We start from the raw sequence: 13,717 nt of genomic DNA on the forward strand, positions 1-13,717 counted from the left end.
GAGGATTAAATGGACGAAGTCGGGCCCAATCTTATTGTAGAATTGGTTATTTTATTAATACTTATAGTAATTAATGCTTTTTTTTCAGCAAGTGAAATAGCAATTGTTTCTTGTGATAAAAATAAGCTTAGGGTTATGAGTGATGACGGAAATGAAAAGGCAAAATCTGTTTTAGAACAATTTGAAAAACACACAAAATTTTTGTCTACTATTCAAGTTATATTAACTTATATTGGATTTGTTGCTTCAGCAATATGTGCATCTAGTTTAAGTGTAAGTTTGAGTAAAAAGATGATATTTTTAGGATTAAATAAATCTGTAACTTATTGGATATCAGTGTGTGTTGTACTTATTGTTTTATCGTTTTTGTATATTTTGTTTGGACAATTGATTCCAAAAAGAATTGCTTTGAGTGTGGCGGATTCTTTTGCGTTATTTTCGATTAATGCTGTAAAATTTATTTACTTTGTTTTAAAACCATTTGTTTTTTTACTTTCTAAGTCAACAAAATTTATACTGAGTATAATTGGAATTAAAACTTTGAATGTGGAGAGCAAAATTACTGTTGAAGAAATAAAATCAATGGTAGAGGTCGGAAAGGAACAAGGAATTATAAATTCAAACGAAAAAGATATGATTGATGCTGTTATTAACTTTGATGAAAAAACAGCTGAAGAAATAATGACAGCAAGAACAGAAGTATTTGCAATTGACCTTGAAGATTGTATTGAAGATTATTTGGATAAATTAATGGAACTAAAATTTTCAAGAATTCCAGTATATGAAGGTGATATTGACAACATACTGGGCATCATCTACATTAAAGATTACATGAGTGAAGCTTACAAACATGGATTTAATAATGTTGACTTAAGAAAGATTTTAAAGCCAGCGTATTTTATATCAGAAACTAAAAATATCAATGATTTATTCTCAGATATGAAGAAAAAAAGAATTCACATGGCAATCTTAATTGATGAATATGGTGGTTTCTCAGGTATTGTATCGATGGAAGATTTAATTGAAGAAATAGTTGGAAATATTGAAGATGAATACGATCATGAAGCTCCTGATATTATTCAGGTTGACAAGTTTAATTATATAGTAAAAGGTAGTACTTCTATAAAAGAAATTAATTCTAACATTGGACTTGAGATTGATGAGCTATCGGATGATTATGATACATTAGGGGGTATGTTAATAAATCGATTGGGATATATACCTGAAGATGGTTTTAAAAGAAAAATAGAAATAGATGGTGTTTTGTACAATATAATTTTTGTGGAAGATAAAAGAATTAAAAAGGTAAAAATTACATTACCTAAGAACTTTTTTGAATAGGTGATTAAATGATTATTATAAAAAATAAAGAAGAAATAGAAAAAATGGATATTTCTGGAAATGTTATTTCTGGAATGCATGAAGCTTTGAGGGAATTTGTTAAACCAGGTTTGACTACAATGCAAGTTAATGATTTTTGCGAAAAATTTATTAGAAGCAAGGCAGCAATACCAGCTCAAATAGGATTTGAGGGATTCCCATACGCTACATGTTGCTCTGTAAATGATGAAATATGCCATGGATATCCATCTGATTATATTTTAAAATCAGGTGATTTGTTAAAAGTAGATACAGTAGTTGAATTGAATGGTTGGATGAGTGATTCCTGTTGGAGTTATGCAGTTGGTGAAATAGATGAAGATACTCAAAAACTTATGGATGTTACAAGAGAATGTTTGTATGAAGGAATTAAATTAGCTGTTATTGGCAATAGATTAGGAGATATAGGAGCTAAAATTCAATCAATAGCAGAAACTAATGGCTATTCTGTAGTACGCGAATTCACAGGCCACGGGATTGGAAGAGGTATGCATGAAGATCCAATGGTTCTTCACTATGGTAAAGAACACAGAGGTCTTAGATTACAAGAGGGAATGGTTTTAACTATTGAACCAATGATAAATATGGGAACTCATAAGTTGAAAATTGATAAAAATGGATGGACAGCTAGAACTATTGACGGAAAAAAATCATGCCAATATGAACATACATTAGCTATCACAAAAGATGGTCCAAGAATTTTGACTAAACAACAAGGACAATAAAATAAAGAGAATATTTTGGGGGTTCCTCAAAATATTCTCTATTTTTTTATTACTGGAAAATTATAAAAATCATTAACCTTTTTTGTAGAATATATTAGTCTACTGACTTTTATATCATATTCAAATAATTTTTTGTAATTATCAGATAAACTTGAAAAATCTCTGTTCAAAGAATAAATTTTACAATTTTTTTTAATTGCGGACAAATCGAAGTTTTTTTTGAATCCCAATAGGCGAACAGCTTCAATATCTGCATTTACGATATCATCTACAAATTTTTTATCTACTCCTAAAATATAATTTAAAATCAATCTTTGAAGTCGATTTTTGGTATATTTTTTATTTTTTATGTTTTCAAAAAAATCATCATAATTTTCATTCAATGCATTTGATAGAAGATTATCTAATCCTTTCTCATAACCCGTTATATTATCTAATTCTGACTTTTCCACAAATAATTTATAAGATAATATGTCTAAAAGTTTTTTGTTAGATCTAATAGAATTTTGTTTTAGATATTCGTAAGTTAAGGATGGAATTTTGTCTTTGAATTCTTCTAATAGTTTCAAATTATATCTAATAGAAGAGGCACTATAAGAAATACATTCTAAGGAATTTGAATTGTACTCGCTATTGACTCTTCTTATTGGCAGAATTTTACATTTAGAGTGTAGTTTATCTAATGATTTCATATATTCCAAAGCAAGAATGTTATTTGATTTGAATATTTCATCGGAATATTCAGAGTAGTTTTGCTTTGAAAATATCATTATGTTTTTATTATATGAAATATTTTTGTTTTCTAGTATAAACTGTTTAATATTACCTTCATTTTCTAGTAGAAAATCTTTGTATGAAATTAGATCTTTTATTTCTGTTTCAATTCCAAAAGAAATATAATCACATCCAATAGTGTCTATTATTTTAATAGCGTAATAGGCGAAATTTTGCGCTGATTGCAAGGAAAATACTGAAGGAATTTCAATAACACAGTCTATTCCGTGTTCCAAAGCAATTTTAGTTTTATGAAGTTTATCTAAAATAGAAAATTCACCACGTTGCACTACATTTCCGCTCATGATTGCAATTATATTTGATTCTGGGAAAATTTTTTTTATTTGATCTATTTGATGTAAATGCCCAAAATGGAACGGATTGTATTCACTTACTATAGCTATATTCATAATTATTGATTCCTTTCATATACTTTTTTCTTATGTTGTATTATAATTGATATTGGTAATATAGTAAATAAAAAGGGGTAGATTTTATGGATATAAGATTTGTTAAAGGCAATATTTTTGAGCTACAAAGCGATGCAATTTTATATTTTATCGAAAATTCACTTCTGGAAGAGAATTCAAAAAAATTAGTTGAAAAAGCTGGAGAAAGAATTTTAGAACCTCTTACAAAAATAAGTGGAATAGAAAAAGGCGAATGTAAAATCATTCCCGCTTTTAATATAACTTCGGATTATGTGATATTGGCAAATTTGCCAGATGATTTAAGAAATAACAACAAAAATATTTTCAAAAATCTAATCTATAATGTTTTTTGTGAAATGAAAAAATTCGAAATTCATTCGCTTAACATAGATTATTCTTTTTTAACTGAAAAATATTCTAGTGAATTTGTTAATCTTATAAATGAAGTTATAGACGAAAAATCGTTGAGAATTAGCGATTTCCTTGTATTTATGTGCAAAAGTTAATAATTGACTTTTAACTTAAATTACTCTAAAATAATATTATGTCCAATGACGAAAGGTAGTGATTAATATTTTTCCAGAAACTCATAAGAGAATTGTTAGAGAAATAAATCAAGACATTAAAGATTCCTATGGAATCAATTTAAATATAAAAAAATTAGAATGGGGAGCTGTTAGTCCAGATATTTTACCAAAATACAAGCTAATAGCACATTACAAAGAAGAAAGTATAAATTATATTGTAAAAGAAATTATCACTATAATTTATCTTTTTCAATTTACAGACTTAACAAGATTGAATTCATTGCAAAATAAGATTTTAAGTACAAAACTTGGAGTAATAAGTCATTATCTAAGTGATTATGTGTGTCTTCCACATGCAAAAAGATGGAGGTGTAATCAACACCTTAAAGATCACATGAATTACGAAAGAGTTTTGAATAAGTTAGCACAAAATCATATATTTGACAAAAAAGCAATAACATCAAGTCAAATAAGCATAGATAATGATGAATGTGTGATGTTAAAAACATTGGTTAAGAATTATATTGAAGATATAGTAGATGAATATAGCATTTCAGAAGATAAAACAAGAGATTTGGATTTTGCGTACGGTTTGAATTATTCTATTTTCTGTTTTATCTTTGAAACTATTGAAGTATTCTCTACAGAAAGATACTATCAAAAGTCCTTTGTTTTTTAAATATAATTAGGAGTAGGAGTTATGTATAAAGCTTATAACACGAACAATTTAAAGAAAAAGCTTGAGAAAAAATTTCTTTTCGAAGACGATTTATTAGCTTTATACTTAATGCTTGATATTGTTCAACAAGAAAATAAAATACAACCTTGTTATGTCAAATATAACGCTCTTAATAAAATTTACAATGTTTTAATTAATCATTTGTCGTATAGAAATGATAGAGAAAATATTATTAAAGCTATTTTTGATTTGATATCAGAAGATATTAATAAAATTGAATTCACTTATTATCTTCAAGCTTATACTGAAGGATTTAATAATAAGAATATAAGTGATGAGTTGGAGTTTTATGCATTAAGACATATTCCAGCATCTACGATTAAAAAATCGGATATTCTTCTTCATAATACTGAAAGCAGAAGTGCTAAGTTTTTAAAAAATAAGATGATTAGTTCAATTAAAAACAAATCAAATGCATTTAGAGTACAAGATTCAATAATAGATAATTATTGTGAAAACATCTTAAAAGACAAGATATTTAGCATTAATAGCAAGATGGACAAACAGTTAGTGATGAAATCTATTAATGATAGTGTAGTGATTTCTGAAGAAAAATTCTTGAATATGTGGCAATTAGAAAATTTGTACAAAAAAATTGTTAAAACTTTGAAAACTGTTTTAAATAATTCTATAGAAGATGCATTGTGGTATGGGTTAAATGACAGAGTATTACAAAGGTATAAGTAAATTGTAAAGTCGGATTTAAATTGTTGTAAAAAAATTTGACAAAACAAATTTAATCGTTTATACTAGTAAAGTAATGTTTGATACATTAAGCCCAGATAGCTCAGTCGGTAGAGCAAAGGACTGAAAATCCTTGTGTCGCTGGTTCGATTCCGGCTCTGGGCACCAAAATGTGTGCGGAAGTGGCTCAGTGGTAGAGCATCGCCTTGCCAAGGCGAGGGTCGCGAGTTCGAGTCTCGTCTTCCGCTCCATACGGCGACATAGCCAAGTGGTAAGGCAGAGGTCTGCAACACCTTCACCCCCAGTTCAAATCTGGGTGTCGCCTCCAAAGGAAAGTTTATTATAGACTTTCCTTTTTTTTATATGTAAAGGAGTTAATATGATTTTTATTGATTTATTAGAAGATGAGTATATTGAGGAATTATCAGATTTTGTATACAAACTGAGAAATAATTTTTTATTTCAAAATAAGTTTGATTCAAATTTGGCGAAAAATAGAACAACAATAATTAAATCTTTGAAAAAACAAATATCTAATAGAAATCATTTCGTGATTTTTGAAGAAACTAAGTTAATAGGGTATTTGGTGTTAGATTTAGATGATAAAGAGTTGTTAATCAAAGAGATATATTTAGATAAAATTAATAAATCAATACTTTTTAAAATTTTTAGATTTTTAATGGATTATGCACTATCAAACTTATTTGATATAATTAAATTTAAGTTTAATGGATTTATTTTCGATGAAATTATAAAAGAACATTTGGATGATCAAAATAGATTAGAAATAAAGAATGATATGTTTGAAGAATCTCATAAGAAATTTGCGATAATTAGTTTTAAAGCTAAAAATGGCTTGATAAAATTTTTAAAAGGCAATTGTTATGAAGTTATTTACAGTTTCGATAGTAAAAAAATGGATGAAAAAGTTAGTGACCATGTAGATATGCAAATTAGGAAAATAAATGAAAATGCATTCGTTTGTACTCAAGAATCGTATTTTCATTATAGAGCATATCTTCCAAATTATATAGCATTATATGTAACGGAGCTTGAGATAACGAACACATACCCGAAAGATTGCTTGTTAAATAACTTTTCAATTGAAAATCATTTAGTCTGTAATAAAAAATCTGTAGATCCTGTTGTATTAAAATTACTTAAAGATGAGAAAATAATAATGGTCAAACAAGGATATTCAAAATGTTCAACAGTAGTTACTGATAAATTTGTAATTACCAGTGATAAATCTATATATGCTAGTGTTCAGAAACAAAATATTAAGGCATATTTAATAGATTATGGTGAAATAAAACTAGAAGGTTATGATACAGGATTTATTGGTGGGACTTGTGGATATTGTGCTGATTTAGGGGTTGTGTTTTATGGCAATCTTGAAAATTATAAATTTAAAAATAAACTTATTGAATTTTTAGAAAAAGAAAATATAAAATACTATTATACAGATGATGATGATTTTATAGATCGCGGATCTATAATTTTTAATTATTAGGAGGTCAATTATGATTCAACCATCTACATTACCGGGAATGATGGAACTTCTTCCTGAAGACCAAATGGTGTTTGATACAATTAAAAGAAGAATAGAAGATGTTTTTATTAAAAATGCATTTTTTTCAATCGATACACCTGCTATAGAAAAATTAGACGTTTTACTATCTAAAGGTGGAGGAGAAACAAGTAAGCAAGTGTATAGAATTGATAGTAGTAAGAAAAATCAAGGATTGAGATTTGACTTAACTGTGCCACTCGCAAAATACGTTTCAATGTACATGCAAGACTTAGCATTCCCATTTAGAAGATATCAAATAGCTAAGGTTTATAGAGGAGAAAGAAATCAAAAAGGAAGATATAAAGAATTTTATCAATGCGATATAGACATCATAGGAAATGAAAAATTGAGCTTATATAATGATGCGGAAATAGTAAAATGTATGTATGAAGCTTTAAAATCAATAGATGTTCCAGACTTTGAATTTCAATTTAATAACAGAAAAATATTGAATGGATATTTCTCTTATTTAGGTATTGAGGACTTTGAATCATGTTTGAGAATAATTGATAAATTAGATAAAATAGGAATAGATAATGTAAAAGAAGAATTATCTAAGCTAAACTTGGATAATGAAAAAATTGATTCGATTTTAAATTTCTTACAAATAGATGGAACTAACCAAGAAATTATCGAAAAACTTGAATCATTGAATATTGATAATGAATTATTTGTTTGTGGACTTGAAGAATTGAAATTTGTATATGACGATATTTTATCTTTGGGAGTTAGTCCAGATAATATTAAAATAAATTTATCTATAACTAGAGGGCTTGATTACTACACAGGTTCAGTATTTGAAACATTTTTTAAGGAATATCGTGAAATAGGATCTATTTGTTCTGGAGGAAGATATGATAGTTTAGCTAATAATTTCACCAAAAGCAAGTTGCCTGGAGTAGGAATGAGTATCGGCTTAACTAGATTATTTTATCAACTTCAAGAATTAAATTTAGTAAAAGGCCAACAAAATAATTTTGACTGCATCATTATTCCTATGAAAGGTTACGAAAAAAATGCAGTTAAACTTATGAATGATTTGAGAAGTTCTTCTGTAAGATGTATGAGTTATCTTGAAGATGATAAATTAAAAAAGAAATTTAATTATGCTGACAAATTATCCGTAAAATATGTTATAATAATAGGACAAGATGAAGTTGAGCAAAATAAATTCACTTTACGAAATATGGAAAATGGTAATCAAGAATTATTAGAACTTAACCAAATTATTGAAAAGTTAAAATAAAGGCGATGAAAAATCCCAGTAGGCATATAAGAACTTTCAGAGAGAGTAAAACTTAGGCTGAAATTTTACTTAAGAGATCAGTATGCTGAATACTAATTTGGAGCCTATTGTCAAATGAGAAAAAATTAGGGTGGAACCACGAGACACTTGTCCCTATCGGGATGAGGGTCTCTTTTTTATTAGGAGGTATTTATGTTTGAAGTAAAATTAAAAGATGGATCCGTAAAAGAATTTGATGAAGAAATTAGTTTATTAGATGTTTGCAAATCAATTTCTGAAGGATTAGCAAGAGACTGTGTCGGAGCAGTTGTAGATGGTAAAATAATGGGATTAATGGAAACTATTGATTCTGACTGTGAAGTTCAATTCGTAAAATTTGATGATGAAGAAGGAAAGCAAGTTTTCTGGCATACTTCATCTCACTTAATGGCTTATGCTATTCAAAGATTGTATCCAAATACAAAATTTGCAATTGGACCATCAATTGATTCTGGATTCTATTATGATTTAGATACAGATCACAAGTTTGTACCTGAGGATTTAGAAAAAATTGAAGCCGAAATGAAAAAAATAGTTAAGGAAAATCCTAAATTAGTAAGAGTTGAGATTTCAAGAGAAGAAGCTTTGGAAAGATTTAAGAAAGAAGGTCAAGATTATAAAGTTGACTTAATAGAAAATCTTGATGAAGATGCTACAATTACATTGTATGAAATGGGAGACTTCGTTGATTTGTGTAGAGGACCTCATTTATTAGAAGTGAAAAATATTAAAGCATTCAAGTTATTATCAATTGCCGGTGCATACTGGAGAGGTGATGAAAATAACAAGATGCTTCAAAGAATTTACGGAATTTCATTCCCTAAGAAAAAATTATTAGACGAATATTTAGAAAGAATGGAAGAAGCTAAGAAAAGAGATCACAGAAAAATTGGTAAAGAAATGGGGCTATTCTCAATTCAAGAAGAAGGACCGGGTTTCCCATTTTTCCATCCAAATGGAATGGTTGTGTTAAATGAACTAGAAAAATTCTTGAAAGAACAACTTTTAGATAGAGGATATGGTCAAATCAAAACTCCATTGATTTTGAACGAAGATTTATGGCATCAATCAGGTCACTGGGATCACTACAAAGAAAATATGTATTTCACTCAAATAGATGGCGATGATTATGCAATAAAACCAATGAACTGTCCAGGATCAATTTTAGTTTACAAAGATGAATTGCACAGCTACAGAGAGCTTCCAATTAAAGTTGCAGAATTGGGTCAAGTTCACCGCCATGAATTATCAGGTGCATTGCATGGCTTATTCAGAGTTAGAACTTTCGTACAAGATGATGCACATGTATTCTGTTTACCTGAACAAATAGAAGAAGAAGTAACTAAGATTATAGATTTCTGTGATTACATTTATTCTAAATTTGGATTTAAATACGAAGTTGAATTGTCGACTCGTCCTGAAGATTCAATGGGATCAGATGAAGATTGGGATTTAGCAATCAATTCACTTAAGAGTGCGTTGGAACACAAAGGTCTTGAATATAAAATTAATGAAGGTGACGGAGCTTTCTACGGCCCTAAAATAGATTTCCATTTGGAAGATGCAATTGGTAGAACTTGGCAATGTGGAACTATTCAATTAGATTTCCAAATGCCAGAAAGATTCGATATGACTTATATCGCAAGTGATGGATCTAAAAAACGTCCAGCAATGATTCATAGAGCAATTTTAGGTAGTGAAGAAAGATTTATGGGAATACTAATAGAACACTATGCTGGAAAATTCCCATTATGGTTATCACCAGTTCAAGTAGAAATTCTTCCTATTAGCGATAAATTCAATGATTATGCGTATGAATTACAACAAAAAATGAGAGCACGTGGATTGAGAGTGAAAGTCGATGATAGAAGTGAAAAAATCGGTCTTAAGATCAGGGAATCTCAATTGAAGAAAGTGAACTATTCATTAATAATTGGACAAAATGAAATTGATAACAATGAGGTATCAGTAAGAAAAAGAGATCTCGGAGATGTAGGATCTAAGAATACTGATGAATTTATTGATGAATTAGTAGATGAATATCAAAATAGAAAATAATTCTATAAAGAAAGCTTATTTTACAATATAAAAATTTGCTCTGAATTTTTCAGAGCAAATTTTTAATAGAAGGAGGTAAAATGTACAAGAAATTTTATTGGTTTCTAAAATATTACAAAAACAAATTAATTCTTGCTATTACATTTCTTTTATTAAGTGACCTAGTAGGATTAATTCCTCCATATATAACAGGGAAATTAACCGATAGAGTATTAAACAATTCGATAGAATTAAAACCTTTTTTAATTATACTTTTAATTGATGTTTTAGTAATAGGAATTAAATATTTTTTTGCAATGGGATGGTGTTATTACACATTCAGAGCTTCGAATGAAATAGACTATGTAACTAGAAATAGACTTATGGATAAATACTTAAACGAATCCATGAAATATTTTCAAACTTTCAAAACGGGAGAACTTATGAACAGAGCTACTGGAGATGTCAATAGTTTAAGCGATTTGATGGGATTTGGAACTCTTACATTTTTTGATTCTACAGTATTTCCTTTGTTTATAATAATTATAATGATGGTCGTAGTTGACGTTCGTTTAACACTAGTTTCTATAATACCTCTTCCTATATTGGCATTTTTGTGTTTAAAAATTGGTAAGAAAATCCATGAAAAATACTCAATTGTGCAATCTACATTTGATAAGCTAAACAATAGTGTACTAGAAGATGTTGAAGGTATTAGAATTATAAGAGTTTTTGGGATAAAAGATGCCAGATATTTTTCGTTTCAAAATCGTTCTAAAATGTTGGTTCAAAAAAACATGGATGTTGTAAAATACAGAGCAATGATGGCTCCTTTTCAAAGGATAATCCCAGCAATAACTTTTGTTATAGCAATCGGATATGGAACATTTTTAATAAGTAAGAATCAAATATCTGTTGGTCAATTGGTTTCTTTTACATATTATTTAAATATGTTAATTTGGCCAATGTATGCATTAGGAAACTTCATAAATGTATATCAACAAGCCGATGCATCAATGGATAGAATCGATAATATACTTGACTATAAAGATGAATTAGATTTAAACGAAGATTACAAGGAAATTGATGATATAGAAAGTATTAAGTTTGAAAATTATAGTTTCAAATATCCTTACTCTAAAGAATTCGCACTTAAAGATATTTCTTTTGAATTCAAGAAGAACATGAGGGTGGCTATTGTTGGGAAGACAGGGTCAGGAAAGTCAACTATTCTTAAACAATTATTATTCTTATATCCAAGGCAAGATGAATTTGAAATCAACGGTAAATACACGAATTTATTAAATTTAAAATCAGCAAGAGATAATATGGCGTATGTGTCTCAAAAAAGTATGATTTTTTCGGATACAATAAAAAATAATATAAAACTTTCCAAGATAGAGGCCACAGATGAAGAAGTGGTTAAAGTATCTAAAAGTGCGGATATTTATAAGGATATAGTCAATTTTCCTGATGAATTTGACACTTTGTGTGGTGAAAACGGGCTGTCGTTATCTGGAGGTCAAAAACAAAGAATTTCATTAGCAAGAGCTTTATTAAAAGACTCAAACTTGGTTGTATTAGACGACTGTTTAAGTGCATTAGATACTCAAACTGAGAAAAATATTTTAAGAGAGTTAAAAAAACTTAAAAAAACCGTAATATTATCGACTCATAGATTAAATCAGATTGACGATTTTGATTTAATAATAGTAATGAAAGATGGTCAAATAAGTGAGATGGGTACTCATTCAGAATTAATGGAAAACAAACAATGGTATTACAATCAATATAATATCCAATTAGTAAGGGGCAGATATGAAGAGCAAATTAAGAAATAAATTTGTATCAGAAAAACTAAAAATGTATTCCATGAAGCAATCAAAAGAATTGGTAATTGGATTTGTCTTTTCCTTATTAAGAACTTCAATGGAAATTTTGGGACCGATTGTAATAGGATTTGTATTAAATGAGTTTGTCGCAAAGAATAATATAGTTGGAAATTTTTCATCAATTATTAAATACTTGACTATTTATTTGGTGATTTACGTTGCGTGTGGAATTTTTAGTAACTTGAGTATGATTTATTTTGAATTGGCAGCAAACAATGTAACATATTTTGTACAAAATGATATCTACAAACATATCAATGAATTACCTATAGAATATTTCGATAATTTGGCAGCGGGAAGTATCGTATCAAGGATTACGAATGATACTATGAGATTGAAGATAATGTTTCAATTAATTCTTGCAGATATTACAACTGCTGCGATAATGATAATTGCAATATATATTATGATGGTTGTAACAAATATAAAAGTGTCGCTGATGCTTCTTATATTGTTTCCATTGGTTTTCTTAATATTTTATGATTATAGATACAAGTCAGCAAAGCATAACAAAAGAATCAGACATCTAGTTAGTAAAATAAATGCAAATATTAATGAAAATATTAATAATATGGAAATAATTCAAGCATTAAATGTCAAGAAAACTATAAAGAATAAATTTGATAAAATTAACAAAGAAATTTTTTATAATAATTTGGCCCTTACAAAACTGAGAAGTTATGGTGGATACAGGGCAATTGATATAATTGGTTTATTATCAACAGTTATAATTTTATTTTATTTTGGATATGGTCAGATAACGAAAAGTTATCCAGTTACGGTTGGTGGCCTTTATATCATTATTGATTATACTTCAAAGATATTTTCGAATGTTAGCGTAATCGTTACAAGATTTGGAGATATGGAACAAGCTTATGCATCTGCAAGTCACATATTTGACATAATGAAATTAGATACAATTGAAAAGTCAGATGGTGTGATAGAAGACCTAAAGGGAGATATTGAATTTAATAATGTTTATTTTGCTTATGATAAAAATGATGTATTGAAGGATATTTCATTTAAAATACCAAAATCAACTAGTGCAGCTTTTGTAGGGACTACAGGTAGTGGAAAATCAACAATCCTTAATTTAATATTGAAGTTTTACGATGTAAAAAGTGGTGAAATTTTAATTGATGGGATAAATATCAATAATTTAAATGAAGATATTATGAGAGAAAACTTTGCGGTTGTACTACAAGATCCGTTTCTTTTTGAAACTACATTAAAAGAAAATATCACTTTAGATAAGGATTATAGGGACGAGGAAGTGATACATGCGTTAGAAGAATTAGGATGCTATACATTGCTTAAAAAAGGTTTAAATGAACCTATAAAAGAAAAAGGCTCTAATCTTTCACAAGGAGAAAGACAATTAATCTCCTTTGCAAGAGCATACATTAGAAATCCTAGAATATTAATTTTAGATGAAGCTACATCAAATATTGATACTGAAACAGAGCAAATTATCCAACAACCATTAGAAAAATTAAAATATTCAAGAACTACATTGATAGTAGCTCACAGATTATCTACAATTAGAAATGTAGACAAGATTTTTGCCTTATCCAATGGTAAAATAATAGAAAGTGGAACTCATGATGAGCTATTACTAAAAGATGGTTTCTACAAACAAATGTATGATGAGCAATCATCCAATTAAAGGG

11 protein-coding genes and 3 tRNA genes are annotated in these 13,717 nt (G+C 28.3%); 13 read left to right on the forward strand and 1 reads right to left on the reverse strand.

The window, feature by feature from the left end; translation table 11 throughout:
• Positions 1-9: 9 nt before the first annotated feature.
• Together GKG00_RS02670 and map are read left to right on the forward strand one after the other, a co-directional pair.
• A complete protein-coding gene (locus GKG00_RS02670) occupies positions 10-1,341 on the forward strand; it encodes a hemolysin family protein (protein ID WP_154254130.1) in 1,332 nt (443 codons plus the stop codon).
• 8 nt (positions 1,342-1,349) lie between these two features.
• Positions 1,350-2,105: a type I methionyl aminopeptidase gene (map, locus tag GKG00_RS02675; protein WP_094207077.1), complete on the forward strand. Its 756-nt coding sequence runs from the start codon at positions 1,350-1,352 to the stop codon at positions 2,103-2,105.
• 38 nt (positions 2,106-2,143) lie between these two features.
• On the opposite strand, the gene GKG00_RS02680 is transcribed toward map, so the two are convergent.
• Positions 2,144-3,289: a nucleotidyltransferase family protein gene (locus tag GKG00_RS02680; RefSeq protein WP_154254132.1), complete on the reverse strand. Its 1,146-nt coding sequence runs from the start codon at positions 3,287-3,289 to the stop codon at positions 2,144-2,146.
• A gap of 86 nt (positions 3,290-3,375) precedes the next feature.
• Between GKG00_RS02680 and GKG00_RS02685 the strand changes: the two genes are divergently transcribed.
• The 11 genes from GKG00_RS02685 (at position 3,376) to GKG00_RS02735 (ending at position 13,713) form a co-directional block, all read left to right on the forward strand.
• Positions 3,376-3,816, forward strand: a complete 441-nt coding sequence (locus GKG00_RS02685) for a hypothetical protein (protein WP_094207079.1) — start codon at positions 3,376-3,378, stop codon at positions 3,814-3,816.
• Between the two features lie 58 nt (positions 3,817-3,874).
• Positions 3,875-4,516: a zinc dependent phospholipase C family protein gene (locus tag GKG00_RS02690; RefSeq protein WP_094205609.1), complete on the forward strand. Its 642-nt coding sequence runs from the start codon at positions 3,875-3,877 to the stop codon at positions 4,514-4,516.
• Between the two features lie 21 nt (positions 4,517-4,537).
• Positions 4,538-5,263, forward strand: coding sequence for a hypothetical protein (locus tag GKG00_RS02695; protein ID WP_094203584.1), 726 nt, complete (start codon positions 4,538-4,540; stop codon positions 5,261-5,263).
• An 89-nt stretch (positions 5,264-5,352) separates the two neighbouring features.
• Positions 5,353-5,428, forward strand: a tRNA-Phe gene (locus tag GKG00_RS02700).
• A gap of 8 nt (positions 5,429-5,436) precedes the next feature.
• A tRNA-Gly gene (locus GKG00_RS02705) sits at positions 5,437-5,511 on the forward strand.
• 3 nt (positions 5,512-5,514) lie between these two features.
• A tRNA-Cys gene (locus GKG00_RS02710) sits at positions 5,515-5,588 on the forward strand.
• Between the two features lie 51 nt (positions 5,589-5,639).
• A complete protein-coding gene (locus GKG00_RS02715; RefSeq protein ID WP_094223410.1) occupies positions 5,640-6,773 on the forward strand; it encodes a DUF6873 family GME fold protein in 1,134 nt (377 codons plus the stop codon).
• Positions 6,774-6,783: 10 nt separating this feature from the next.
• Entirely contained in the window at positions 6,784-8,079 is a 1,296-nt protein-coding gene (gene hisS, locus GKG00_RS02720; RefSeq protein WP_154254134.1) for a histidine--tRNA ligase, read from the forward strand.
• 192 nt (positions 8,080-8,271) lie between these two features.
• Positions 8,272-10,176 carry a threonine--tRNA ligase gene (gene thrS, locus GKG00_RS02725; RefSeq protein ID WP_154254135.1) on the forward strand — a complete coding sequence of 635 codons (1,905 nt, stop codon included), beginning with the start codon at positions 8,272-8,274 and terminating at the stop codon, positions 10,174-10,176.
• A gap of 80 nt (positions 10,177-10,256) precedes the next feature.
• Entirely contained in the window at positions 10,257-11,996 is a 1,740-nt protein-coding gene (locus GKG00_RS02730; protein WP_154254136.1) for an ABC transporter ATP-binding protein, read from the forward strand.
• On the forward strand, positions 11,974-13,713 hold the full coding sequence (locus GKG00_RS02735) for an ABC transporter ATP-binding protein (protein WP_154254138.1): 1,740 nt from the start codon (positions 11,974-11,976) through the stop codon (positions 13,711-13,713). Before GKG00_RS02730 ends, GKG00_RS02735 begins: the two co-directional genes overlap by 23 nt.
• Positions 13,714-13,717 lie beyond the last annotated feature (4 nt).

It is taken from the genome of Finegoldia sp. BIOML-A1 (genome assembly GCF_009678325.1).
GTDB lineage: Bacteria > Bacillota > Clostridia > Tissierellales > Peptoniphilaceae > Finegoldia > Finegoldia magna.